General features: G+C 34.5%; 28 protein-coding genes and 1 pseudogene. 20 read left to right on the top strand and 9 right to left on the bottom strand.

Annotation, left to right across the window (positions count from 1 at the left end):
• Positions 1 to 235: 235 nt before the first annotated feature.
• Entirely contained in the window at positions 236 to 1,978 is a 1,743-nt protein-coding gene (locus FGL31_RS10565) for a chloride channel protein (RefSeq protein WP_232046610.1), read from the bottom strand.
• A gap of 266 nt (positions 1,979 to 2,244) precedes the next feature.
• Between FGL31_RS10565 and FGL31_RS29870 the strand changes: the two are divergent.
• Positions 2,245 to 4,417 (top strand): annotated as a pseudogene (locus tag FGL31_RS29870) (S46 family peptidase).
• Between the two features lie 93 nt (positions 4,418 to 4,510).
• Here FGL31_RS29870 and FGL31_RS10555 read toward each other — a convergent pair.
• From FGL31_RS10555 to FGL31_RS23455, 7 genes are read right to left on the bottom strand one after another with little or no spacing between them, the layout of a single operon-like run.
• Positions 4,511 to 4,936, bottom strand: a complete 426-nt coding sequence (locus tag FGL31_RS10555; RefSeq protein WP_197734196.1) for a YciI family protein — start codon at positions 4,934 to 4,936, stop codon at positions 4,511 to 4,513.
• Positions 4,914 to 5,177: a hypothetical protein gene (locus tag FGL31_RS10550; RefSeq protein WP_138091297.1), complete on the bottom strand. Its 264-nt coding sequence runs from the start codon at positions 5,175 to 5,177 to the stop codon at positions 4,914 to 4,916. The genes FGL31_RS10555 and FGL31_RS10550 overlap by 23 nt, the downstream gene beginning before the upstream one ends.
• Entirely contained in the window at positions 5,152 to 5,367 is a 216-nt protein-coding gene (locus tag FGL31_RS10545; RefSeq protein ID WP_138091295.1) for a hypothetical protein, read from the bottom strand. Before FGL31_RS10545 ends, FGL31_RS10550 begins: the two co-directional genes overlap by 26 nt.
• Before the next feature lie 55 nt (positions 5,368 to 5,422).
• The gene (gene fbp, locus FGL31_RS10540; protein WP_317130999.1) at positions 5,423 to 6,100 is read right to left on the bottom strand and encodes a class 1 fructose-bisphosphatase; all 678 of its coding nucleotides are present in this window, start codon (positions 6,098 to 6,100) and stop codon (positions 5,423 to 5,425) included.
• Between the two features lie 4 nt (positions 6,101 to 6,104).
• A complete protein-coding gene (locus FGL31_RS28945; RefSeq protein ID WP_317130998.1) occupies positions 6,105 to 6,449 on the bottom strand; it encodes an FIG domain-containing protein in 345 nt (114 codons plus the stop codon).
• Between the two features lie 4 nt (positions 6,450 to 6,453).
• Positions 6,454 to 7,359, bottom strand: a complete 906-nt coding sequence (locus FGL31_RS23460) for a phosphoenolpyruvate carboxykinase (ATP) (protein WP_197734195.1) — start codon at positions 7,357 to 7,359, stop codon at positions 6,454 to 6,456.
• Positions 7,319 to 8,035 (bottom strand): phosphoenolpyruvate carboxykinase (ATP), encoded by a 717-nt coding sequence (locus tag FGL31_RS23455; protein ID WP_197734194.1) that lies wholly within the window; start codon positions 8,033 to 8,035, stop codon positions 7,319 to 7,321. Before FGL31_RS23455 ends, FGL31_RS23460 begins: the two co-directional genes overlap by 41 nt.
• Positions 8,036 to 8,577: 542 nt before the next feature.
• Here FGL31_RS23455 and FGL31_RS25365 point away from each other — a divergent pair.
• The 5 genes from FGL31_RS25365 (at position 8,578) to FGL31_RS10520 (ending at position 11,717) form a co-directional block, all read left to right on the top strand.
• Positions 8,578 to 8,985, top strand: coding sequence for an MsnO8 family LLM class oxidoreductase (locus FGL31_RS25365; protein WP_232046608.1), 408 nt, complete (start codon positions 8,578 to 8,580; stop codon positions 8,983 to 8,985).
• Positions 8,936 to 9,271, top strand: a complete 336-nt coding sequence (locus tag FGL31_RS25360; RefSeq protein WP_232046606.1) for an LLM class oxidoreductase — start codon at positions 8,936 to 8,938, stop codon at positions 9,269 to 9,271. Before FGL31_RS25365 ends, FGL31_RS25360 begins: the two co-directional genes overlap by 50 nt.
• Positions 9,272 to 9,335: 64 nt before the next feature.
• Positions 9,336 to 9,593, top strand: coding sequence for an LLM class oxidoreductase (locus FGL31_RS25355; protein WP_232046604.1), 258 nt, complete (start codon positions 9,336 to 9,338; stop codon positions 9,591 to 9,593).
• Between the two features lie 485 nt (positions 9,594 to 10,078).
• Complete coding sequence (locus FGL31_RS10525; protein ID WP_138091293.1) at positions 10,079 to 11,179, top strand: FAD/NAD(P)-binding protein; 1,101 nt, start codon at positions 10,079 to 10,081, stop codon at positions 11,177 to 11,179.
• A 40-nt stretch (positions 11,180 to 11,219) separates the two neighbouring features.
• On the top strand, positions 11,220 to 11,717 hold the full coding sequence (locus FGL31_RS10520) for a hypothetical protein (protein WP_138091291.1): 498 nt from the start codon (positions 11,220 to 11,222) through the stop codon (positions 11,715 to 11,717).
• A gap of 395 nt (positions 11,718 to 12,112) precedes the next feature.
• On the opposite strand, the gene FGL31_RS27815 is transcribed toward FGL31_RS10520, so the two are convergent.
• Positions 12,113 to 12,247 carry a hypothetical protein gene (locus tag FGL31_RS27815; protein WP_262709087.1) on the bottom strand — a complete coding sequence of 45 codons (135 nt, stop codon included), beginning with the start codon at positions 12,245 to 12,247 and terminating at the stop codon, positions 12,113 to 12,115.
• A gap of 86 nt (positions 12,248 to 12,333) precedes the next feature.
• Between FGL31_RS27815 and FGL31_RS10515 the strand changes: the two genes are divergently transcribed.
• The 14 genes from FGL31_RS10515 to FGL31_RS10455 all read left to right on the top strand — a co-directional run bounded on the left by FGL31_RS10515 (position 12,334) and on the right by FGL31_RS10455 (position 26,582).
• On the top strand, positions 12,334 to 12,888 hold the full coding sequence (locus tag FGL31_RS10515; RefSeq protein ID WP_138091289.1) for an RNA polymerase sigma factor: 555 nt from the start codon (positions 12,334 to 12,336) through the stop codon (positions 12,886 to 12,888).
• Positions 12,889 to 12,934: 46 nt separating this feature from the next.
• Positions 12,935 to 14,095 (top strand): FecR family protein, encoded by a 1,161-nt coding sequence (locus FGL31_RS10510; protein ID WP_138091287.1) that lies wholly within the window; start codon positions 12,935 to 12,937, stop codon positions 14,093 to 14,095.
• A 191-nt stretch (positions 14,096 to 14,286) separates the two neighbouring features.
• A complete protein-coding gene (locus FGL31_RS10505) occupies positions 14,287 to 16,275 on the top strand; it encodes a SusC/RagA family TonB-linked outer membrane protein (protein ID WP_171017622.1) in 1,989 nt (662 codons plus the stop codon).
• A 117-nt stretch (positions 16,276 to 16,392) separates the two neighbouring features.
• Complete coding sequence (locus tag FGL31_RS22640; RefSeq protein ID WP_171017621.1) at positions 16,393 to 16,563, top strand: hypothetical protein; 171 nt, start codon at positions 16,393 to 16,395, stop codon at positions 16,561 to 16,563.
• A 127-nt stretch (positions 16,564 to 16,690) separates the two neighbouring features.
• Positions 16,691 to 17,863 carry a SusC/RagA family TonB-linked outer membrane protein gene (locus FGL31_RS10500; RefSeq protein WP_138091282.1) on the top strand — a complete coding sequence of 391 codons (1,173 nt, stop codon included), beginning with the start codon at positions 16,691 to 16,693 and terminating at the stop codon, positions 17,861 to 17,863.
• 10 nt (positions 17,864 to 17,873) lie between these two features.
• Complete coding sequence (locus FGL31_RS10495; RefSeq protein ID WP_138091280.1) at positions 17,874 to 18,569, top strand: RagB/SusD family nutrient uptake outer membrane protein; 696 nt, start codon at positions 17,874 to 17,876, stop codon at positions 18,567 to 18,569.
• A 133-nt stretch (positions 18,570 to 18,702) separates the two neighbouring features.
• On the top strand, positions 18,703 to 18,897 hold the full coding sequence (locus tag FGL31_RS10490; protein WP_138091278.1) for a hypothetical protein: 195 nt from the start codon (positions 18,703 to 18,705) through the stop codon (positions 18,895 to 18,897).
• Between the two features lie 26 nt (positions 18,898 to 18,923).
• Complete coding sequence (locus FGL31_RS10485; protein ID WP_232046597.1) at positions 18,924 to 19,445, top strand: RagB/SusD family nutrient uptake outer membrane protein; 522 nt, start codon at positions 18,924 to 18,926, stop codon at positions 19,443 to 19,445.
• Complete coding sequence (locus FGL31_RS29865; protein WP_138091274.1) at positions 19,351 to 19,725, top strand: putative zinc-binding metallopeptidase; 375 nt, start codon at positions 19,351 to 19,353, stop codon at positions 19,723 to 19,725. Before FGL31_RS10485 ends, FGL31_RS29865 begins: the two co-directional genes overlap by 95 nt.
• Entirely contained in the window at positions 19,640 to 20,212 is a 573-nt protein-coding gene (locus FGL31_RS10475) for a substrate import-associated zinc metallohydrolase lipoprotein (RefSeq protein WP_138091272.1), read from the top strand. The genes FGL31_RS29865 and FGL31_RS10475 overlap by 86 nt, the downstream gene beginning before the upstream one ends.
• Before the next feature lie 36 nt (positions 20,213 to 20,248).
• Entirely contained in the window at positions 20,249 to 21,475 is a 1,227-nt protein-coding gene (locus FGL31_RS10470; RefSeq protein ID WP_138091270.1) for a DUF4302 domain-containing protein, read from the top strand.
• Positions 21,476 to 21,481: 6 nt separating this feature from the next.
• Positions 21,482 to 22,747 carry a DUF4302 domain-containing protein gene (locus FGL31_RS10465; protein ID WP_138091268.1) on the top strand — a complete coding sequence of 422 codons (1,266 nt, stop codon included), beginning with the start codon at positions 21,482 to 21,484 and terminating at the stop codon, positions 22,745 to 22,747.
• Between the two features lie 165 nt (positions 22,748 to 22,912).
• Positions 22,913 to 24,187 carry a SusC/RagA family TonB-linked outer membrane protein gene (locus FGL31_RS10460; RefSeq protein WP_138091266.1) on the top strand — a complete coding sequence of 425 codons (1,275 nt, stop codon included), beginning with the start codon at positions 22,913 to 22,915 and terminating at the stop codon, positions 24,185 to 24,187.
• Between the two features lie 70 nt (positions 24,188 to 24,257).
• Positions 24,258 to 26,582 (top strand): SusC/RagA family TonB-linked outer membrane protein, encoded by a 2,325-nt coding sequence (locus tag FGL31_RS10455; RefSeq protein ID WP_138091264.1) that lies wholly within the window; start codon positions 24,258 to 24,260, stop codon positions 26,580 to 26,582.

Raw genomic sequence — 26,582 nt, 5'->3', positions numbered from 1 at the left:
GGGAGATTTAAGCGTTAAAACATTGATTCTCAAACTTTAGATAATGATTAATTGAAGACAATAAATTGTAGATTCTCGCCAATTTTAAATTAAACCATCTCAAAAAAATAAAGTCAAATAGCGCTATTAAGAGAAAAAAGACTCTAGAATGTAATGCCCTAAAGGATTTTGTTCATTAAAAAAGGCAATTGAATTTCAATCCAATTGCCTCTTTCATTTATATATTACAGATGTTTTATTCTAAGTATTGACCTTGACGAATTAACAAGCCCCTATATTTATTAAATACAGATGATTTAGAGATAAAACCTAAGTATTGATCATCTTTATTCACGACTGGTAATATCCAAACATCCTCTTTATTCATCTTGTTCATTACCAATTCCATATTTTCAGTTTCTATTATTATATCATTAGGCTTTTGTGCCAATGCTGAAAAGGTCTTTTCCCTACCCTCTTCTTCGCCCAATAGAATCGAAAACAATCGTTCACTATATAATATTCCAATCAGTTTCCCCTTTTCATCTACAATGGGAAAGATGTTTCTTTTGGAGTGAATGATATCAGATTGACGATCTAAAGGTGTCTCATTGGGTCTGAGAACGACAAAGTTAGTTTCAAGAACATACCTGAGCTTCATCATACTCAATACGGTCCTATCTTTATCCTCATAGGAAAGCAAATCTCCAGATTCCGCCAAAACTTTGGTATATATAGAATGCTTCATGACACCTCTATTGATTAAATAAGAGATTGAAGCTACTAACATCAATGGTACCATCATGGTATAACCGCCAGTAACTTCGGCGATCAAAAATATACCAGTCAGTGGTGCATGCATAATCCCGGCTAATGCCGCTGCCATACCCGCCATCACAAAATTGGGAACATTTAATTGAACAAACCCCGTTTGATTCATCCCAAATGCAAAAGCGAACCCTATCAATCCCCCCATTACCAAACTTGGACCGAATACTCCACCGTTACCACCACCATTGATGGTAAATAGAGCTGCAAAAGATTTTGCAAACAATGTCAACACCGTATAGCACACAACTACCCAAGCCATATCTCTATATTCAGCGAACAGGGAATTCTTTACGATCGAATTGAAATGACCGTCGAGCATCTGCTGTATGGTAAGATAACCTTCGCCATAAAGTGCTGGAAAGATGAAAATCATCACGCCCAAGGAAATACCACTCAACCATACTTTATTGTATGGGTTTTTGATCTTCCCAAACCAGTTCTTAACAACCTGACTTATCTTGGAGAAATAAACCGTATAAACTCCAACCAAAACAGCCAATAGAATATAAAAGAAAATCGAACTCACTTCCCAATCGGTAGCTGCTGTATGAAACAAAGGTTCGCTATATAATATCCTGGAAATTACTGCCGCCAATGCTGAAGAAATCAACAGTGGTATAAATGCTGGAATTGAAAATTCTGGTAATAAGATCTCAATTGCAAAGATCATCCCTGCTACAGGGCTATTGAATGCTCCGGAAATACCTGCTGCAGCACCACAAGCAAGCAACATAGTAACTTCCTTATAGCTTAGCCCGAAGAATCTACCAATGTTCGATCCAATCGCTGAACCAGAATAGGCAATCGGTGCCTCAAGTCCAGAAGACCCTCCAAATCCTACGGTAATCGCACTGGTTACAATCTGAGAATAAATGTTGTGGATATCGATCCTACTAGACCTTCTAGATATGGAATAGATAATTGGAGTAATTCCATGCTCTAGTTTCTTACCTTTTATAAACTTGCGCACATAAAGCACACTTAAGAAGATCCCTATCAATGGAAAAATAAGGTACAAGGAATATTTAAAATGCCATTCTAAATCATCTTGTAATTTAGCAGCAATAAAATGAGTGAGACCTTTTAATAAAGCTGCAGCCAAACCTCCAACAATACCAACCACAAACGCTAGAACAATCAAGAAGTTTCTGTTAGAAATCTTCTGCATTCTCCATCTATTTATTGATTCTAGTTTCTTAAGGAATTTGTGTCTCATTTTTTATTGCTTCCAGGATTAATTTCAAAATAACAGAATTCTAAAATTAATTGGCCCTCATAGGATTATTGATTGAAAAATAGCTTTTACCTCATTAATTTCTGCAAATATATGAACCATTTATCGAATAGTTAAATATATCATCAGAGATGTTCATAGATATTTATGTTTTGACGGACAACATTTACTATTTTTGGGATGAAACAAAATCTATAGTTATGCTAAATTATATCAAAGCAGGATTAATTGCTGCTTTTTTGACCACAGGTACCCTAATAATTCCAAACACCGTACCTATTCCAGATGAAGGGATGTTCCCCCTCAGTGAACTGAGTAAAGCTGGTCTAAAAAAAGCAGGATTAAAAATCAGTGAAAAAGAAATTTACAACCCCGGTCAAATCGGTCTTGTAGATGCACTGGTACAAGTAAGTGGTTGTTCTGGTTCATTCGTATCACCTAATGGATTGATCATTACGAACCATCACTGTGCATTCAGTGCAGTTCAGTTAGCTTCAACACCTGAACACAATTATTTAGAAAATGGATTTGTCGCAAATTCACACGAACAGGAAATCGAAGCCAAAGGACTTAACATTCGGATTACAGACTCTTACGAAGACGTATCACAGAAAGTTCTCGAAGGCACAAATAACATTACCGATCCGGCACAAAGAATAGATGCAATAAACAACAAAAGAAAAGAATTGGCCAAAGAAGCGGAAGCACAGGATCCAACTATAAAAGCCGAAGTATCTGAAATGTTTATTGGAAAGAGTTATGTTTTGTTCAGATATAAAACCATAGAAGATGTACGATTAGTCTATATCCCTAGACAGAATATTGGTGAATTTGGTGGAGAAACCGATAACTGGGTTTGGCCTAGACACACTGGTGATTTTTCTTTCCTTCGCGCCTATGTAGCTCCTGATGGTTCTTCTGCAAAATATTCAAAAAACAATGTTCCTTACAAACCTAAGAAACATCTGAAAGTGAATCCTAAAGGAGTAAATGAAAATGATTTTGTATTTATATTAGGTTATCCTGGGAGAACATTCCGTCATAGACCAGCTCAATATATCGAATATCAAGAGAAATATTTACTGCCTTATACTTCAGAACTATATGATTTTCAAAATCAACAGATGCTTGAAGCTGGAAAAGAGGATAAAGCAACTGAGTTAGCACTTGCAACCCGTATCAAAAGAAATGCAAATGTGATGAAGAATTATCGTGGTAAATTGAAAGGTCTCAGAAACATTGACCTAGTAAATACCAAGATCAAAGAAGATGAGGAACTCTCGAAATTTATTCAAGCAGATTCTGAATTGAAAGCCCAATACGGTACTTTGATGCAAGATATTGACAATCATTATAACCGAGTTTTTGAAAAATGCTGAAAAAGAACTGTGGTATAATAATATTTACAGCGGTATAAGAGCATTGCAATTGGCAAGTCTAACGAATTCTTTCAAAGAAGCTCTGAATCAAGAAATGTCAACGAAAAGGAAAACCGATCTTTTCAATGCAAATATTGAAAGTTTCAAAAAACAATTAGCTGGTCTTTATGAAAGCTACAATCTTGCAGTTGATAAAAATATAGCGAGCACGATGTTTTCTCAGGCATACCAATTGAAAGATGGAAATAGCTTACCTTTCGTAGCTGCCCATAAGTTTAAAAATGAACAAGAAGCTGCAAATTATATCTCCAATGCAATTTCAAATTCTAAACTTTCGGATCAAAAAGCATTTGAAAATACCGTCTTAAAAGATGCCAATACCTTTTTGAATTATACAGATGAATTAATGGCATTCCAAGAGGAATTAGAAAAAGAAATGACTCCTTTTGCCCAAGAACAAAAAAGTAGAGAAGGAAATTTGAGTAAGCTAATGGCAGATTATATCGCCGTAAAAGAAAAATTCCAGTCGAAAAGTTTTATCCCAGATGCAAATTCAACTTTGAGATTGACCTTTGGAAATATCAAAGGCTATAGCCCTGCAGATGCTACTTATATGGAACCATTTACGACTGTAAAAGGACTTATTGAAAAAGGAAATTCTGGATTGCCTGAATTTTCATACCCAGAGTCCATCAAAACAAATTGGTTGGACAAAAATTTTGGAAATTATTTCAAAAAAGACCTTAATGATGTTCCTGTAAATATCCTATATAACATGGATACCACTGGAGGTAATTCAGGATCACCGATAATGAATGCCTATGGTGAATTGATCGGAGTTAACTTTGATAGAGCTTACGATGCTACCATAAATGACTTTGCTTGGAACGAAAGCTACAGTAGGTCAATCGGAGTTGACATTAGGTACGTATTATGGATTGCTGATAAAATTGACAATGCACAATTCATTATCAATGAAATGGGTGTTAAATAGCATCCAATTTATATACAAGAAGAATAAGTATTTCTACAATTAGATAAAAAAAAAGCCACCTGGGAAGGTGGCTTTTACTACTTTAATAGAATATTAAAACTTTGATTTGGTTACTTTTTCTGAATACTGCAAGTACATGGGCAGTGCCGCAGATCCATACCATGGATAGATGGTATAGGACAATAGACCTGATTTGATTGCTGGATCAGTTTCAAGGATCTCTTTAGCTTCCTCTTCTGTTTTCACATTGTTGAGGATAAATAAACCGCGAAATTGATCATTATTTTTTCCAAATGGTCCAGCAACGATTAATTTCTCTTCCTTTACTAGCCTATTGATATTTGCCATATGTCCGCTGAATGCTTCATTAACGAATTCTTTATTATTATTCTTTTCTGGTCCTGTCTTTAACACTACAAAATAATAAGACTTCATTCCATAATCATCTGCACCGAGCTTTTCTGCCAATTCTTGGTCGAATTCTATCCCCTTTTTATCAGGAGAATTTAAGCGACTCATTTTCAAAAAAAGATTCTTTCCCCTTTCCATAAATCCTAACATTTAATCTCTCCAAAGAATCTTTTGAGTATGTATATGTAATTTGTTGTGGAAAATCATGATCAAAATTCTCAAATTGAATTTGTGAATTATCCTTAGTCATGCTTCCTTGAAATTCTATTGCCTCACCATTATTTTGTCCTAAAACTGTAGCAATCAATATAGGCCTTCCATTTTCAATTTTTAATATCCAGATATTCACTGATAACTGGCGTATTATCTGAAAGGCTATAACCAAAACCTTTCATGCTTGAATTGGAGACCACGTCCCATTGTTCAAAATTTTTAGAACCATTGACACTCCAATGACCTTTTAAGAACAATGGAAGAGCTTCTTGAGCTTGGACTAACTGACTCATCGCAGTTAAAACCAAAATAATACTGAATTTCATAAGTAAAAGTTTAAGCAAACTTAATATTTTATTGCTTCAACTTGTTAATAAAAAATCAGGCAAATGAAGGCTCTTCATTGGAAAATTCAACAATAAATTTCTCGACCATTTCCACCATATTCTTACTTCCAATTATTAATGGTGTTCTTTGATGCAATTTAGTAGGGATAATATCCAATATTGGATTTTCTCCTGTTGTTGCTATCCCCCCTGCCTGCTCTGCAATAAAAGCTAGTGGATTGCATTCATACATCAATCTCAGTTTTCCATTTGGATATTGATAAGTATCAGGATAAAGGAATATCCCCCCTTGAATCATATTTCTATGAAAGTCAGCTACCAATGAACCTATATATCGTGATGAATATGGCCTATTGCTATCTTTATCAATCTCTTTACAATATTGCAGATATTGCTTAACTGCTATTGAAAATTGATTGTAATTACTTTCATTTACAGAATATGTTTTGCCGTTCTCAGGAATCTTTAATCTAGGATGCGATAAACAGAACTCGCCAATTGACGGATCTAAAGTGAATCCATTAACACCTTTCCCAGTACTATAGACTAGCATCGTTGAAGATCCATATATGACATAGCCAGCAGCTACCTGTTCACGTCCAGTTTGGCTAAAGTCTACACTCTGCAATTCTTCTCCCGTACTTATTCTTTTGTATATAGAAAAGATTGTTCCCACAGAAACATTTGCATCTATATTAGATGAGCCGTCCAAAGGATCAAAAATATACCATGTATTTCCCTACTGCATATTTATTTCTTTTGGTTAGATCAATCCCATCTTCATGTTCTTCAGATGCCAAATAACAACACTCGCCTACTCTCTCCAATGCATCCATAAAATAATGATCGGCAAATACGTCTAGTTTTTGTTGCTCCTCTCCTTGAACATTTGTATTGCCAAGTTTACCTAATATATCAGCTAAACCCGCCTTATTAACTTCCCGGTGAACGATTTTTGCAGCCAAGGATATTGCTTGCAATAATCTTGTGAATTCGCCTTTAGCTTGTGGAAATTGGGTTTGTTGTTCTGAGATAAATTGTTCTAGTGTTTGTATGCTCATAGTTTTAGCTCAAAACTTTCTCGACCACTTCTTCTTTAGGAATAAATTGAGCGTAGTTCTCGTCAAACATTCCTTTTAATTTTTCAGCTAATTCTTCATATGCTTCAGGATTATCCCAAACACGTTTTGGATTCAAAAGATTAGCAGGAATCTCAGGACATTCCCTAGGCATTTGAAGGTCAAATATCGGATGTTTCTCATATCCAGCTTCGCCGATATGACCTTCCATAGCGGAACGAATCAATTGACGAGTGTATTTTAGTTGTATTCTTCTTCCGACACCATAAGGTCCTGCTACCCAGCCGGTATTAACTAACCAAACTTGGATATTCGGGTTTTCTTGAAGCTTTTTCTTCAACATCTCTGCATAGTGCATTGGGTGAAGTGGCATAAATGCCGCGCCAAAACAAGCTGAAAATGTTGCCGTCGGAGTCTTAACTCCCATTTCTGTACCAGCAACTTTTGCAGTATATCCATTGATAAAATAATACATAGCCTGCTCAGCAGTCAATTTTGAAATCGGAGGAAGAACTCCAAATGCATCAGCACTCAAGAAAAAGATATGATTTGGTGATGCCCCAAAACCTCTTGGGTTTACATTTTCCAAAAATTCAATTGGATATGAAGCTCTCATATTCTCCGTGATGCTGCTATCCTCATAATCAGCTTCACGAGTTCCCGATTTAAAATTTACATTTTCTAAAAGAGATCCAAATCGGATAGCATTGAAGATTTGCGGTTCGTGCTGTTGAGTTAAACCAATTGCCTTAGCATAACAGCCTCCTTCAAAATTAAACACTTCATTGTCAGTCCATCCATGCTCATCATCACCAATCAGAAGTCTACCTTCATCTGCTGATAGCGTGGTTTTACCGGTTCCTGAAAGACCAAAAAAATAATGCTGTGTCATTTTGTTTTCCCACATTGGCTGAGCAATGCATAGTTAATACATCATGCTTCAACGGTAGATAATAATTCAATGCGGAAAAAATACTTTTTTTGATTTCCCCTGTATATGCAGTACCGATTATAATGACGATATGTCTACTTAAATCTAAAACCACACAGTGCGAAGTTGGAAGACCCAATTCAGCGTAATCATCAACCTTCAAGTTGGATGCTGCTAGAACTGTCCAGTCAATATTTTTTTGTTTAGTAACATCAACGTTGATGAACATATTATTTACAAAAATATCCTGACATGGGCTTTGGGTCACAGTCAATACATTTTGCGCATAGTTTTTATGGTTACACGCCTGAACTGACCTAACATAAATCGGCTTTGTGGATAGATATAGGCACAATCGCTCCAGCAATAGATCAAATAGTTCAATGCTCATAGGTTTATTAACCTTACCCCAATTTACATTTTCTGAGGTCTCAGCATCTTTCACGATAAATCTAGACTCTGGAGATCGCCCGGTGAATATCCCGGTTTTGAAACTTAAAGCACCCGTTTCTGTAAGAGCTGCTTCTTGATTTTTAATCGCTTGTTCAACCAGTTCTGGTACTGGAAGTTGAAAATAAATTGGACCTTTTGGACGAACCCCAAGTGACTCCAATTGATTACTGATTAAATTTGTCATATATAGGATTTATTTTGCGAACAAAGCTATATATATTTTTAGCAATAAAAAAAGTAAATTTAGCATATTGTAAAATTTACACATTTTTAAAACTCTGATTATCAGTTAAATAAAATTAAAAATATTGAAATAATTAATTTAGCAAAATAACAACGTAATTTCCGTGATTTTTATCAATGTAGGTTTAAACGATTTAAACGCATTTTTATGGGTTTTTGGGTTAAAAAAAGCCGTTTATCCTGTAGTATTAAATTAATTCAAATGAAAATGTAGAGCCTTATCTACTTTGCTAAAATGATTTGACAATATAGATTGTAAATTCGATAATATATGTTCATGTTTATTTCAATTTTATTTACGATAATCCATATTTTATTAAAGTAAATTAATAGCCCCCTCCCTCATTATCTATCTCTTAAATAGAGTAACATCGTTTAAAATACATGTGAAAACATATATTGGTCCAAAACATGACAATAAGGAAATAATTCATAACATTAGAATTACTATTTATTGAAATTTTCAAATGTATATTTACCTCTATGAAAAACGTGAATTACTCTCTCCTAGAACTAGCAACACTCTGCAAAAATAAAACAGCTGCTGATGCAATTGTCAGAGCGACCAATGGAGCACAACATATAGATCAATTGGGCTATACTAGAATCTGGTTGGCCGAGCACCATAACATGGAGCATATTGCTAGTTCAGCAACATCAGTACTTATAGGACACATTGCAGGGAAGACAAAAAATATACGAGTTGGATCTGGAGGGATAATGCTTCCAAACCACGCTCCTCTAGTTATTGCGGAGCAATTCGGAACTCTAGAATCTATGTATCCTGGTAGAATTGACCTAGGGACTGGGAAGAGCACCGGGGACAGATCAAATTACGGCAATGGCGTTAAGAAGAAACAATCTCAATACGGCATTTTATTTCAAAGATGATGTATTAGCGCTTGAAAGGTTTTTCAGCAAAGATAATTTCGATTCAAAAGTTCGGGCATTCCCAGGAGAAGGATTGGAAATTCCAATTTGGATTCTAGGATCGAGTACGGACAGTGCTTACCTGGCTGCGGAATTAGGATTACCTTATGCTTTTGCAGCACATTTTGCTCCAAATATGCTCAAAGCTGCTTCAGATATTTATAGACAGAATTTCAAACCATCAAAACAACTGCAAGAACCATATTTCATGGTTTGTGTGAACATCATCGGCAGCAGATACCAATGAGGAAGCTGAATTTCTGTCAACAAGTTTACAAAATCTATTTGCAGGGATTGTCACCAACAGAAGAATGCCTCTTTCGGCTCCAACAGAAAAACCGATCTTCGCTGGCATACCTGAAATCGAGCAAGCCGTTTACTCAATGACATCGAGTACTTTCACCGGAAATCCAGATAAATTAGCTATAGAATTAAAAAATCTGATAAGAAATGTAAACGCTCAAGAAATTATGACTACGAATTACATCTTTGATGATGAAAAAAGGTTGAAAGCTTTTGATTTAATCAAAAATACCTTTGACTTAATAAATCAAGATTCCAATAAATAATTTAGTCAGAAAATCTTTAAAAAGGATGTTTTAAATAGAACATCCTTTTTTTATACCCTATTATTAGGATAAATAGCCGAAAAAACGTAAAATCTCCCTAAAAAAAAAGAAATTATACAAACCGTTTTGGGTAATTACTGTTATATTTACTACATCACACAACTAAATCTTTTTTTTAAAGAAAAGATTGCAAAGCAGGTACCCATGGTACTTATTGCTTAATAAAGGTATTGGAATAATTATTAATGTGATTTAGTGATTTACAATTTTGGAGATATCAGTTAGGTATCCCTGGATAATTCTATATTATCCTATAGGTATAGATAATTTTTGATTGAAGCAAAAATAGTGATTTCTAAATAAGTGAATCTAAACCGACTCTATATTTCTGCATAGAGGGATTTGCATATGCACTGAAAAGCTGAAATCTGTTATTAAATTTAACTGAGATCCAATGATTAATAAAAAATTAATTATGATTTGGAATTCTGCATATTTGGACCCTTTTCTTAATAAGGCACCCAAGACCATTTACAAACAGGGTTGTAAATGAAAACAATTTACCGACTGAAGAGTCAGAATCTATTTATATAGCTATTATCGGAGGCGGACCCAAAGGTTTTTATGCCTTAGACCGTTTTATCAATAAAATAATCCATTTAAATACTGAAAAAAGGATCAATATTCATTGGTTCAACCATACTAGAGATTTTGCAGCAGGACCGAATTTTCAGCCACACCTACCCTCTTATTTGATAATGAATGATTGTATCGCTGAAATAAGTTGTTGGGAAGACCAGAATAAACCTCATATTTTACCGAAACGCCTCAAATTAATTGATTGGATAAATGAGAATAAATCAGGGGAAAATGAACCAAAGCATGGAGATTTCTGCTCCAGAGAGTTAATGGGTCTTTACCTGATGGATGCCCTCAAAAATACATTAGAAAATATCCCTAATACAATGGACATCAAACTTATCAATGCCAATGTAATTGATATCGATGTTGTTGAGGAGAAAATAAAAGTCACTACTTCAAAGAAAAGATTACCATATCAATACGAATCTACCATTATTTGTACTGGCCATAGTTATGCAAATATGGAAGAGGAAAATCTTTTGGCCACTGATGTTTCTGAAAACATAATGTATTTGCCTCAAGCCTATCCTGTAGAATTGTTGGATGACATCCCTTCACAAGTAGATGTAGCTATCAAAGGCATTGGTTTGACTTTTATGGATGCAGTTTTGCACCTTACTGAGGGAAGAGGTGGTATATTTTATAAACAAGATCAAGAGTATAGATACCTGCCCTCTGGTTATGAACCTACAATTTACCCTTTCTCCAGAAGGAATTTGCCTATGCTTCCCAGAAATGCATTTTGGGAAGGAAACAAATATCAGTTAAAAATAATGACTGAGGATTGGGTCAATTCCTTAAAATCAAGAAATGGGCAACTAAATTTTGAAAGAGATATTTTACCCATCTATAATTTAGAAACTCAATTAGCATTCTATTCGCACGTACATTCTACAAAGGAATTATCTGATTCAGAAAATACTAGATTTTATAGATTCTTTTGATTCTTCGAAGTTATTTTCCATAAGTGCATTGATTGATCCTATGACCTACTCAAAAGTTCAGATGGAATCGAATTACCATGAATTCATTGTTGATCTTGGGATTTATAGCTTGAAATTATCTGACCAAGGAGAGCTCAAGAGCCCTATGGCTGCTGCCATCGCAGCTCTTAGAGAAGGTTTTTATAAGATAGCTGATTTATTTGCTCATAATGGCTTTGACGAAGATTCTCAGGAATCATTTGAAAAGCATTGGATGGCATTTATTAATCACACAGCATTTGGACCACCTCGAGACTCTATAGATAAATTGTTTTGTCTGGCAAAAGATGGTTTTGTAAAATTTATTTTCTCTGAAGAACCTTCCATCTCTATAAGCGGCAACAGTTTGAAAATTAAAAATTCATATATCGAAAAAGAATTCAATTATTTTATTGATGCCAGGATCCCTAAAGGGAATTTGAAATTGAAAAACAATTTGCTGTTCGAAAGAATGCAAAAAAAAAGGGTATGTACGCGAAATTGTAAATGGCAAATATGAAAACGGAAAAATTGCAGTTCAAAAAGACGGCAGATTAATAGGTAATATCAACAATGCTCTGATATATTTATACGGGATACCTACAGATGGTACATTTCTTCAGAACGACAGCTTATCGAGGAAAATAAATAATTTCAGCGATGAATGGAGTGTTGCAACTATTGATAGAATTGCAGAGAAGTATAGCTGCAAAAATAATAAAATGGAATGCATTAAGTTTTCAGACTTTAATTACATAAACTTAACATCCAATTAATACTTCCATTAAAGTCCATTTGTATTTTTGATAATAAAAATTTATTAAAAATGATAAAAGACGAAGTATTAACACAAGACTTGAATTCACATTTAGTTGAATTCCTTTATGATGGTGATGATTTTAATTCAGAAGAGGATTAAAATCCCACCATCATAATTTTTCCTTTCCCCACAAAACCTACTCCATCTCCAAAATATAATTTTACAATTTCAATTTTCATCAATCCTTTTATTGCACTGATTTCCCATTTACTCCCAATCTTTTGGATCATTTTCAATTTAATTTCATTAAATTAATTTTGAATTATATATATTTATTTCTAATTAACAACTAATTACAAACTTAAGTATTTGAAAAATGAACCATTCAGTCTCCACGTCTGACAGAAACTTGTACATTAATTTTTACAAATACATAAATTTTTATGCATTTAAATTAACAGGCAATTATTCCTATGCTGAGGATTTAACACATGATGCATTTACCTCATATTTTGCTAACAAATCAAAAGTTTCCGAAAACCCAGCAGCTATTAAATCGTTCTTATACAGTTCTGTGAGAAATAAAATTATTAACGAACATAAAAGAACAAAAGTAAATGATAGATATTGGCAAAAAACAGGATTCAACGAACAAGACTCTTTAGAGTTGGATAGAGTACTTATTTACACAGAACTTTTGGCAGAAGTGGAAAGATTAGTGAATAATCTACCGGAAATGTGTAGAAAAGTTATAAAATTGAGTTTCTTTGAAGGTTTATCTAATAGTGAAATTAAAGACAATCTCAATATCAGTATCAATACTGTAAAAACCCATAAAAAAAGAGGCTTAGCCTATTTGCAGAAAAATCTAAATCCAGAATATTATCTCATATTCGTTGCGATAATTAATCAAGAATTAAAATTATTTTAATAATTAATTCACCCTTTTTTCTCCTCTTCTTTTCTTATGGATAATTATGAGCCAAAAGGAAAAAACCATTACTCAACTCTTGATCAAATATTTAAACGGAAAATGTTCTGTAAAAGAAATCCGTAAGCTAAATAATTGGATCATGGAAAATGAAGAGAATAGAAATTTATTTAAGAAATTTCTAAACCCTGAAATACTCCAGCAAGATTTGGATCTGCTAAATTCTTTTGATGGTGAAACCGCTTGGCAAAAAAGATTCAACCAAAATAAATCATTAAAACAGAAACATAACTTGAAATGGTTAGCAGCTGCATGTATAATATTAATCGGGTATCTAAGCTTATTTCATTTCAATTATTCCTTATTTCCAATTTCACAAACGTCTCATTATGCAGATCGTAAAGAGGTAAATGACAACGATCGAAAACCTGCATTAATAGGTGCAGAATTAAAGTTTCAAAACGGCGAATCAATTGTATTAAATAACCCAGTTAAACTCAAAGCTACTGGAGAAATAATCGATGAGGCCAATAATATAGCTATCGATCATAGTTTCCCAAAAGATAAAATAGAATGGTTAGAAATTAAGGTTCCAATAGCACAGTATTACAATCTAACGCTGCCAGACAGCACCTTAGTAACATTAAATTCTAATAGTACTATAAAATTTCCTTCCAAATTTATCAAGAAAAACAGAGAGGTATTTGTGGAAGGTGAAGCTTTCTTTGATGTAAAAAATAACCAGAACCAATTATTTATTGTCAATACAAATCAGGCTAATATTCAAGTTCTTGGCACTTCTTTTAATGTGAACAATTACAATGAAAAACTGATTACAACCTTAGAAAAAGGAAAAGTAAATGTCCAATCCAAAAACGACTCAAGGATATTAAAACCGTCCCAAAAAGCAATAGTAAAAGACAATAGTATTGAAATTCTCGACGCTAACATCTTAAAAGATTTAGCGTGGAAAAACAAAAAATTCCATTTTGAAAATGACAGGTTGGAAGAAATATTGTTTCAAATCCAAAACTGGTATGGAGTTAAAACCGATTATAAAAAATTCAAAAATCATCAGGAAACTTTCTCAGGTACCATCAACAGAGATGTAAACCTCTCCCAATTCCTAGAAATGCTCTCAAAAACCTCAGATTACAACTTTTCAATTCAAAATAACCATTTAATAATACATAATAAGCATATATGATAACATAAATACTCCAGGAAATGGGATCAATTTGCCGCGCAAAGTATCCAATATTAGCAATTATAACCCAATTAAAAACTCAATCAATTTTATTAAAAATGCAACACTTTTTAGCTACCAAAATACTGGTAAGAAAGAAGCGTATGAACCTAAGTATCTGTGCGAAGGCAATAAGATTCTCAATTTTATGCATGCTTTTACTTGCTTGTAGCAATATTGTAAAAGCTAGTGACCAATTAATTACATTAAAATTTCAAAAAGCAAAATTGAATGTCGTACTGAATGAAATCACACAGCAAACGGAATATCAATTTTTCTACAATGACCAAATTAACAGAATTGCTGGACCTATCACTGTCAACATCAACAAAGCCTCAGTTTCACAGGTTTTGGAAATGATTTTGCCCAATGATAAGCTGGAATATTCCATTTCAAACAACCAAATAACAATCATTCCTAAAAAAACAAAAACCATAGAATCAACGGAAAGACTCCAAGAAATAATAAGTGGCACAGTAAAAGATTTAAATGGCAATCCTCTGATTGGTGCTCCAATTACTATCAAAGGAACAAATACGAGTACGACCACAAATAATCAGGGTGAATTTCAAATTATTGCAAAACCATCAGACATTGTTGTCATCAGCTTTCAAGGATTCAAAAGGCAAGAGGTTTCTGTTGCTGGAAGAAAGAGTTTATCCATCGCTATGACTACAGACCAGCAAGCATTGGAAGCTGTAGATGTTGTCGCAACAGGTTACCAAACAATAGACAGAAGAAAATTTACCGGAGCAGCCACTAAAGTCAAAGCTGAAGATGCACAACGATTTGGAGTTCCGGATGTTTCCAGAATGTTGGAAGGACAAGTATCAGGAGTTTCTGTACAAAATGTTTCTGGAACATTTGGAGCTGCCCCAAAGATACGTGTTCGTGGTGCGACCTCCATTACCGGTGACAATAAACCGCTATGGGTTGTAGATGGAATCATCTTAGAAGATGTCGTAAATATCTCCAATGACCAATTGTCCACAGGTGATGCCTCTACCCTATTAGGTTCGTCCGTTGCTGGTATAAACCCCGATGATATCGAGAGCTTTGAAATCCTCAAAGATGCAGCCGCAACATCCCTATATGGCGCAAGAGCCATGAATGGCGTAATAATTATCACTACAAAAAAAGGTAAAGCGGGAACTCAAGCGGTATCCTATCTAGGAAATTTCACAACTTATCTGAAGCCTTCCTATTCCCAATTCGATATCGTGAACTCCTATGACCAAATGTCTGTCTATGCTGAATTAGCTAGAAAAGGAGCAATAGATTATGCATTGATCAAAAACAATAGGAATTCCGGAATATACGGTAATCTCTCTCGCGGACTTTCTTCCTGGAATAAAGATGGAACTCCAGTGATTGAGAATTCCCCTGAAGGAAGAGCAGCATTTCTAAAAAGATACAATAACATAAATACAGATTGGTTTGGTACCCTATTTAACAATTCGCTCCTTCAGGAACATTCCATCAGTTTTTCAAATGGTAATGAAAAGGTTCAGACTTATTATTCAACATCATTTTTACAGGATAATGGCTGGACAAAATCTAATGGAGTAAGAAGATACACGGCAAACATCAGAGGAAATTATACCATTAACAAAAACCTCAATTTAGGTTTATTGACCACAGGTTCAATACGCGATCAAAGAGCGCCCGGAACATTAGGCCAGAACTCAAATCCTGTAACGGGTGTAGTTTCTAGAGACTTTGATATCAACCCATTCTCGTATGCGATGAATACATCAAGGGTAATCGCACCTTTTGATGTAAATGGTAATCGTGAATTTATTACAATGAATTATGCTCCTTTCAATATTCTGGATGAATTGGACAAAAATTATATGGATTTAAAAATGATTGATTTAAAAGTCCAGGGAGAGTTGAATTATAAACTTCCCAAAAACATCAAATTCAATATGATTGGTGCCTATCGCTATGCAAGTACCGGAAACGAACATAAAATAAATGAAACTTCCAATTTGCCAAATGCTTACCGCGCTGGTACTGAATATGGTGTTGAAGGAATAGAAAACAGCATTATTGCTGATGCAAATCGATTCCTATATCGCAATCCTGAAATCCAGACGCAAGGCCAACATCTGTTCTCCCATACGGTGGAATGTATATAACAAGCGAAAACCTATTGAAAAGTTTTTTATCTCAGAAATAGCCTCACTTGGAGTGAAACATTTGGCAAAAATTACTTCACTGCATTTGCTACCCAAGAAATGAGGTATCTAGACCGCATGTCAAAAGAAGCAACTGGCTATGGATATCAATTCGATAAAGGTGGTGTTCCATTTATTGATCCGAGAATTATTAAAATGAATGTCGAAGGAAACATGCCATACTATAAAATGGAAATGTTTTCAGATCGATTCATTGCATTGGCGATGAACGGAACTTATTCATTTTGACAGTCGTTATCAATTCACCGGAACAGCTAGATACGACGGTTCGAACCAATTAGGAAGAAGCAAAGTAGCACGTTGGTTACCAACATGGAATTTATCGGGGTCTTGGAACATAGACCAAGAAAATTTTATGCAAAACCAAAACTTCTTCAACACATTGACCATCAGAGGTACTTATGGACTTACTGCAAGTATGGGCCCTGCTACGAATGCGAGTTTAGTTCTAAGATCTGCTACAGTTAACAGGCCTTTCCTCAGAGAGCAAGAACCTGTGATTAATATCGAATATTTAGAGAACAATGAATTGACTTGGGAAAAACAATACGAAACCAATATAGGTATTGATGCCACATTTGCCAATAGAAGGTATCAGGTAGTATTGGATTTTTATAAAAGAGATGCATTCGATTTAATTGGTCCAATCAGGGTCTCAGGAATTGGTGCCGAAGCTATAAAAATCGCCAATTATGCAGACATGAAGTCTAATGGAATTGAGGTTTTATTCAAAGCTACTGTATTCGACAGGAAGGATTGGGGCTGGAAAACACAATTAACCAATGCATTTTACAATAATGAAATCACCTACATAAAGAATGAGCCTAGAATCTGGAATTTAGTGAATTCTGTAGGTGCTGCAAAGGAAGGATACCCACACAGAGGTTTATTTTCTATTGATTTTGAAAAGTTGAATAAATATAACGGAACACCAACCTATGTAAATGAAGATGGGGATATCAGCAACAATGTATTTCTCCAAAGTATACAAACTAATTTCCTAGTTTACGAAGGACCTGTAGATCCAACATTTAATGGTGGATTTTACAACAATTTCAATTACAAGAATCTGAATCTCTCTTTTTTGGTAACCTATAGTGCTGGAAACAAAGTAAGATTGAACCCAATTTACAAGAATTCCTATTCGGAATTAGATGCTATGTCGTATGATTTCTTGGATAGATTTGTTGCTCCTTATGAAAACCTATCTCCTTCAATTGCTACAGTTAGAACGGATGCCAGATTAACAGGAAATCAAGTATACAATGCATACAATTATTCTAATGCAAGGGTTGCTGATGGCGGTTTTGTTCGCATGAAGCAAATAACATTGGGCTATGAACTACCTAAAAAGTTCTTAGGTAAATCAGGATTTAATAATATTTCATTGAATCTAGTCGCCAACAATTTATTCCTCATTTATTCAGACCCAAAATTGAATGGTCAAGACCCTGAATTCTATGGAACCGGAGGTGTCGCAATGCCTATTCCTAGACAATTTACCCTTTCATTAAAAGCTGGACTTTAAAAATACTGTGATGAAAAGAAAACTATTTACAATCATATTTACTTCGGTATTTCTTACGAGCTGTTCAAAATTTCTGGAGACAGCTCCCGACTTAAGAACCGAACTGGATTCTCCAACAAAAATTGCAGAATTATTAACCTCTGCTTACCCTAGGGGTAATTATATCCCTTTTACGGAATCGGCTTCAGATAATGCTGGTGATAAAGGAATGATGATGAGTTCAAACAACCCGATCAATATGAATCCTTGGATGTTTAAGGATGTTGAAGAAAATGATCAAGATACCCCAACATATTATTGGTATGCAGCTTACAAAGCTATCGGTGCTGCAAATCATGCACTTGAAGCCATTGAAAAGTTAAACAGACCCGAGGAAACGAGCTCCTTAAAAGGTGAAGCATTGTTAGCAAGCGCATATGCTCACCACATGCTGGTAATATTATATAGCAAAGACTATGACCCAGAAACTGCTGGACAGGAAATTGGAATTCCATTTGTCGATAAACCTGAAAAAAAAGTCTTAAAAAAATATGAAAGAGGAACCTTAAAATCGGTTTATGATGCTATAGAGAAAGATTTATTGGAAGGCATTCCTTTATTGGATGACAATCGGTATAAAGTAAAAAAATACCACTTTACTACAGCGGCTGCCCACGCATTTGCGGCAAGATTTTATCTTTTTAAACATGATTTGAAAAAGCCGTAAGCCATGCAAACCTAGCATTGGGCGAGGATCTAAGTCGTTATTTAAGACCTGTAAACACGACAGGATTTTCTTCAATGGAATATTTCACGCTTGAACAGTGGTACTCCAGTATGACAACCCAACAAACCTCTTATTGGCAGAAGCGGCTACATCTTGGGGAAGAAGTCTAGCTGCAAATAGATTTGGTTTTACGATGATGTTATTGGGAGACCTGCTTTCTGGAGATAATGTCCACTACGGGGTGCATTTGGATATCCAATCTTTGGAGGAACAGAAGTCGCACTGCATATCCCTAAATTCAGAGAACATTTTGTTAGAGAATCATTAAATGCGGAGTATGGCATTCCATTTAATATGATTCCCCTCCTTACAGTAGATGAAATGATCCTTAATCGTGCCGAAGCATACGCTAGGATAAAAGATTTCCCTAAAGCAATCAATGACTTAAATACTGTAATAAGCAAAAAAGTATACTATAGTGCAGATATGCCGCTGTATGTCCCAGAAGTCCACAATGTCAGTGAAAACAAATTAAACACATACTACGGAACCACCAACACAGAGGAAAATATTATCAAAGCTGTATTGGATTTCAAACGTCGAGAATTCCTCTTTGAAGGACTTAGATGGTTTGATATTGTGAGACATAAAATTGCGATAACGCATAGGTCATATGATGAAAAGGAAACTTACACGTTAGGGATTAATAGCCCTATGAGAATGTCCAATTACCTGCAGAAGTTATTCTTTCTGGTGTACAACCAAATCCTAGATAATTATTATGAAAAATTATATAATATCAACAGTATTCTTTACAATACTATTTTTCTGTTCCTGCTCAAAAGAGGCAGCCCTACCAACAGATCCAATTGTTGATCAAGGCGGAGAAACCTGGACTGCTGGAAAAATTGACAACTATATACGTGATGAATTTATTAAGACCTATAACATTGAAATCAAATATAAGTGGTCCCCTTTTGAAATAAATTATAATAGAACATTAGTTCCGCCTCAAGAAAAAAGAGTGATTCCTGTACTAACTGCCGTGAGAGACATCTGGATGAAACCTTATGAAACTGTTGCAGGAAAAAGACTTCTTGAAAAAATATTCCATCTCCAAATTTTTATTGGTGGGAAGTGCCGAATACAACAATAATGGAACAGTCGTACTCGGTACAGCTGTTGGAGGAAAAAAAATTGTGCTTTATGTAGTAAATGATTTTGAGCTTTCCAAAAAAGCTGAAGTAGTACAGATGCTTCATACTATTCACCACGAATATGCACACATACTACATCAACACATTCACTATCCCCAAACTTGGAGAGGCATCAGCACACGTTGGTATACTCAAAGTTGGATTAATACACCACCAACCACTGCTAACTCTCAAGGATTTGTTTCTAGCTATGCTAAATCTGCAGAGCAGGAAGATTTTGTAGAAACTATTGCTTACCTATTGGTAGAAGGACAAGAAGCCTTTGAAACTTTAATAAAAAATAATGCTGACGTGGCATCCACATTCAGGCTTAAAGAAAGTATAGTCATTCAATATTACAAAGATGTGTTCAATATTGACTTTAGAAAACTACAAGAAGAGGTAAAAAAATCAATTGACTTACTAACAACACCTAAGACAACATGAAACACATTAAATATTTAGTTTTTTTCATCCTGACTATTGCTTCTTGTAAAAAAAGAATTTGAAGGAGTACGGCCGGATGCTAAAATAAATCAGCTTAGAGATCAATATTCACAACAGCTTACAGGAGCCAAAAATGGTTGGATCGGATATTTATTCCCAGCAGGTGGAGGAGGTTATACCTTCAAATTTACATTCAATGATAAGCATAGGGTAAAAACATATGCAACCATAGATGCTAAAAAAGCTGAATCTCCAGACGAAAGTTCTTATAGGCTTGTAGCTGATCAACTCGTAAGTCTATATTTTGACACTTATTCATACCTCCATCAATTGGCCGACCCCGATGAGTCAAAGAGTGGCGGACGAAGAGGTGGCGGTAAAATATCTGACTTTGAATTCGCTATCATAGAATCTTCAGCAGATACCATGAAATTAAGGGGAAACCATAATGAAAGTCAACTGATTCTTATTCGTGCGAAAGATAATGAAGGCGATAACTTTATCAAGGATGCATTTAATTTAAACAATAAAATTGATGATATAAATCAATTAAGGCATTATTACAACAACGTAATACTTAACAACAAAGAATATGGTGCCATTATAAACACCGAATTAAATACGATTTCATTTTATCATAGTGAAAATGGATTGTTTAATTCCTTCTATACAGAATATGCGATGTCAAGCAAAGGAATCGTCCTTAAAACCCCATTTATAGCGGGAGATCTCCGGATCAACTATATTGATGATTTCAATATCAACAAAACCTCTAATAGTGCAACAGCAAAAATAAATGGAAAAACGGAAATCAAGTTTTCGAATTCTGACAAACCATTGATAATAGACAAAGAGGCACCCCGAAGGATGTACCTAACAAATAAAAATCATACTTCAAGTCATGGATTTACGATCGAAGGCAAAAAAGATTCACTAGGGATCAGAAAATTCCCGCTCTTCAATTTTTTAGTTTTTGTACCTCGAAGGTATATTGATCCAATAGATGCATTGTATGTGATTTATGGAGAAGACTTTAATGTTGGCCCATTATTTACTACCAATTATAATGATCAGGGAATACTTTCCTTTAAACCGATTAGATTGTTGACTGGCATCGATCCAGGAGAAGAACTTGAAAAGATCATTATTCAGCAAAACAATTTATGGTTTGACCCTAATGGGTTTTATGTCTATCAAACCGGCAAAGAAAATTATGATTTAGTAAGTATCAAAGACAGTAAAGTCTGGATTAGATTTAATTAACTTATTATGAAAAAATATATTATATTTTTTATCCTTCTATCGCTAATATATTCCTGCAAAAAAGGCCAATTGCAACCTATTGAAGTAGATAAAGTATGGCCTGACCCTGTAGAAAATCTAAAACTTTTTAAAGATGCTTTGGCTTCCAACAAAACTGGTTGGGAATATACGATAGCTTATGGTAAAAATAAAACGATTACTTACGGCTACCTTGGGTTTAACTCCGAAAATTCATCCGACTTTATTGGAGATTTCTCTAAAAACTTTTCAAAATTCGACAAGACAAACTATAATATCTCTATTGTCCAATCTAATGTATCACTTAGTTTTCCGGAGAGATCAAAATTCGGAAACCTCGCAGCAGATGCTAAGCTAATTGATACTATATATACCGTTAAAAAGATTGATGCAGACACTATCTTTTTAGAAGGTGAAATTCATAGTTCGTTAATGAAATTGACGAAATGCTCAGCTGAAAAATTAGCACTTCTAAAAAATAATTCTATTGAATTAGATTTTGATAAAATCAAACAATTAGCCAATATGCCACGCTATTTCTTCCATTATCACCAAGGAGGGAAAACATTTGGTTTGGAAATTGACACATTGTATCGCTCTCTTAATTTTATCTCAGGTAACAATGAAAATCCAATATCGAAAAGAGTAAGATATTATTTTAATGGAAATGGATTATCATTAGAATCACCTATTACACTGGATGGATTACAAGTTAAAGTCTTTGAAAATTTAGAATTTGACAACTCGGGTTTAAAAGCTAAAGGAGAAATAAGAATTACAAATGAAAAAGCTCCCAAAATTTATGATCTAAAACCTGTGAAAGATTTAGAAGGAGATAGAACTAAAAGGCTATGGTGGGTATCTTACGAAGTCTTCAGCCAAAGAGGCAAGCCAGATATTGCAGGATTTACAAAACTACCTAATTATACAAACTTTAGTTTAGCTCCCAATTACGATTATTTTGAACCTGCTGACAAGTATTTTTGGTATATAGGAATAAATTTACATGGCATAAATCCAGGGAGCACTCAAGGATTTTTATCTGAAACATCTGATACAGGCATTATAAGATTTATAATTTTATTGGAAACGGAGGAGTCAGAAATCCCTGAAGTTTTGAAAGCTATGAATATTGCTAAATCTTATATCTACAATCCAATAGGATTTTATGTGATTAAAACAGGTGTGGGATATACTTTAGTTGATGCCCGAGATGCCCTAACATGGGCGTATTTTCAAGATCCAGCCAGCTAATATATTCAAATAAATCCCCCTTAGAATCTTATAATGGGGGATTATTATCTCAATTACTTATAAATACAAAAATTATGAAAACTTAAAGAAATCATTAGGAATGGCAACCTAGGTAAAAAAGCCATCAAACTAAAAAAACCAATTATTAACTAAATCAATCTTAAAATGCAGTACAATTTAGCTACCACAAAAATGGTAAGAAGGAAACGTATTGACTTAACTTTCCTTTCTAAACTGGCAAAATTTGTTATACTTCTGATACTGTTATTGGTATATTCCATAATAGTAAAAGCAGATGACCAACTAATTTCATTAAACTTTCAGAAAGCCTCACTCAAAAAGGTTCTGAATGAAATAAAAAACCAAACTAACTATCAATTCTTTTATAATGACCGAGTGACCAAGATTATTGGACCTGTCACCGTCAATATTAATAAAGGAACATTATCTCAAGTCCTAGAAATAATTATTCCACAAGACAAATTGGAATACTCAGTTCAAAACAATCAGATCACCATTTCTCAAAAGAATGAGAAACTTATTGTATCCACTGAAGTAACCCAAGAAATTATAAAAGGAACCGTGAAGGATATTAATGGCAATCCTTTAGCAGGTGCATCAATCACAATAAAAGGAACAAACACCAGTACTACGACCAATGAAAAAGGTGAATATCAAATTATTGCTAAATCCACCGATATTATCGTAATCACATTTTTGGGCTACCAAAAACAAGAAATTTCTGTAGCAGGAAGAAAAAGCCTGAATATAGCCATGACAAGAGACCAACAGACTCTTGAAACTGTCGATGTCGTAGCAACAGGATACCAGACCATAGACCGAAGAAAATTTACTGGTGCAGCAACCAAAGTTAAAGCGGAGGATGCTCAACGTTTCGGGGTACCGGATGTTTCCAGAATGCTCGAAGGTCAAGTATCAGGTGTATCGGTTCAGAATGTTTCAGGAACATTTGGAGCTGCCCTAAAAATTAGGGTCCGCGGGGCAACATCCATTACCGGTGACAATAAACCCCTATGGGTAATCGATGGAATTATATTAGAAGATGTCGTGAACATTTCCAATGACCAATTGTCAACTGGGGATGCCTCTACCCTATTAGGATCATCTGTAGCAGGTATAAACCCCGATGATATCGAAAGCTTTGAAATCCTCAAAGACGCCGCAGCAACATCCCTTTACGGAGCAAGAGCCATGAACGGCGTAATTATCATTACCACAAAAAAAGGTAAAGCCGGAACACAAGCGGTATCCTATTTAGGTAATGCAACAACCTATCTAAGACCATCTTATTCGCAGTTTGATATAGTGAATTCTTATGATCAAATGTCAATTTACTCCGAAATAGCCAGAAAAGGTGCGATTGATTATGCACTAATCAAAAACAACATGAATTCTGGGGGTCTATGGAAATTTATCTAGAGGATTAGTTACTTGGAAAGAGGATGGGACAGTTTTAATAGAAAATACTCCGGAAGGAAGGGAAGAATTTTTGAAAAGATATGTATATGTAAATACGGACTGGTTTAAGCATTTATTTCAGAATTCTTTGATGCAAGAACATTCGTTGAGTTTTTCTACAGGAAATGAAAATGTTCAAACCTATTATTCTACCTCCTTTTTACAAGATAATGGTTGGGCAAAAGCTAATGGTGTCCAAAGATATACAGCTAATATAAGAAGTGATTATAAAATTGGTAATAGGTTAACATTTGGATTAATTACTACAGGATCTATCAGAGATCAAAAAGCACCTGGAACACTTGGACAGGATAGCAACCCAGTAACAGGAGTAGTGTCCAGAGATTTTGATATTAATCCATACTCCTATGCCCTAAATACATCAAGAGTTATTACTCCTTATGATGAAAATGGTAACCATGAATTTGTTACCATGAACTATGCTCCTTTCAATATTCTCGATGAATTAGAAAAAAATTATATGGAGTTAAAGATGTTAGATTTAAAAGTCCAAGGTGAGCTAAACTATAACCTTTTGAAGGATTTGAAATATAACTTTATTGGTGCTTACAGGTATGCGTCCACAGGTAATGAGCATAAAATTTATGAAAGATCAAATTTATCGAATGCTTATAGAGCTGGTACAAAATATGGAACAGATGGTATTGAAAATAGTACCATTTCGGACGCAAACAGATTTCTATATCGAAACCTTGATGATCCAGATTCTAGACCGGTTTCAGTCTTACCATATGGCGGATTCTATATCACTAGTGAAAATGTATTAAAGAGTTACTACTTCAGGAATAGCTTGAATTGGGATAAATCCTTTAACAAACATTACTTTACTGGTTTTGCTATCCAGGAATTACGTTTTTTGGACAGAATGTCTAAAGAGAACATGGGAGTAGGTTATCAATTTGAAAAAGGCGGAGTGCCGTTCATTGACCCTGCAATGATTAAAATGAATGTTGAAGGTAATCTCCCATATTATAAGATGAATTTATTTAGTGACAGATTTATTGCGTTCGCTGCAAATTCCACCTATTCTTTCGAAGGAAAATATCAATTCACTGGAACAGTAAGATATGATGGTTCAAATCAATTGGGAAGCAGTAAGGTCGCTAGATGGCTTCCTACATGGAACTTATCTGGTTCCTGGATTATAGACCAAGAAAAGTTTATGCAGAATCAATCTTTTATAAATACCCTATCCTTGAGAGGAACATACGGATTGACTGCTAGTATGGGACCAGCTACCAATGCAAGTTTAGTTTTAAGGTCAAACTCTGTTAATAGACCATTTTTGAAAGACCAAGAACCTGTTATAAACATCAATTTTCTAGAAAACAGCGATTTAACCTGGGAAAAACAATATGAAACAAATGTTGGTTTAGACGCAACTTTTTTAAATCGCAGATTTCAAGTCGTGCTAGATTTCTATAACAGAAATGGATTTGACCTGATAGGGCCAATGAGAATATCGGGAATCGGAGGTGAAGCCGTCAAATTCGCTAATTATGCAAATATGCATTCAAGAGGATTAGAAATATTCTTTAGGGCAAATGTTTTTAATAAAGATAATTGGTCTTGGAAAACACAATTAACAAATGCATTCAACCAATCAAAAATTACATCCATCAGAAACGAGCCAAATATTTGGAATCTTGTAAATAGTGTTGGTGCTACAAGGGTCGGTTATCCACATAGAAGTTTATTTTCCATTGATTTCGTCAGATTAAATGAGGAATTAGGTACACCTTTATATGTTAATGAAAACAATGAAATTAGTGAAAATGTATTTTTACAAAGTATCCAAACACAATATTTAAAATACGAGGGTCCAGTCGATCCTACAATCAACGGTGGATTTTTTAATGATTTCAGATTTAAAAACTTTAATCTTTCATTCTTAATTACTTATAGCGCTGGAAATAAAGTCCGTCTTAACCCAGTTTACCGAAATACATATAGTGACCTAGATGCTATGCCCTATGATTTCTTGAATAGATTTATTGCACCTCTTGAAAACCTCTCTCCTTCAATAGCAACAACTAGAACAAATTCTAGAATCTCTGGGAATCAAGTGTATAATGCTTATAACTATTCGGATGTTAGGGTAGCTGATGGATCATTCGTAAGAATGAAACAAATAACATTATCATATAATATCCCGAAAACATACCTAGAAAAATATAGATTAAAAAATCTGTCTCTAAATGTTGTGGGAAACAATTTATTCCTTCTATATGCTGACCCTAAATTAAACGGCCAAGATCCTGAATTCTATGGATCAGGAGGTGTAGCATTACCATTACCCAGACAATTTACCCTATCCTTAAAAGTTGGATTTTAA

The sequence above is a fragment of the Sphingobacterium daejeonense genome (assembly GCF_901472535.1).
GTDB classification, from domain to species: domain Bacteria; phylum Bacteroidota; class Bacteroidia; order Sphingobacteriales; family Sphingobacteriaceae; genus Sphingobacterium; species Sphingobacterium daejeonense.
Note: the sequence above shows the minus strand (reverse complement) of the source record. Positions and strands in the feature narration are given on the sequence as shown.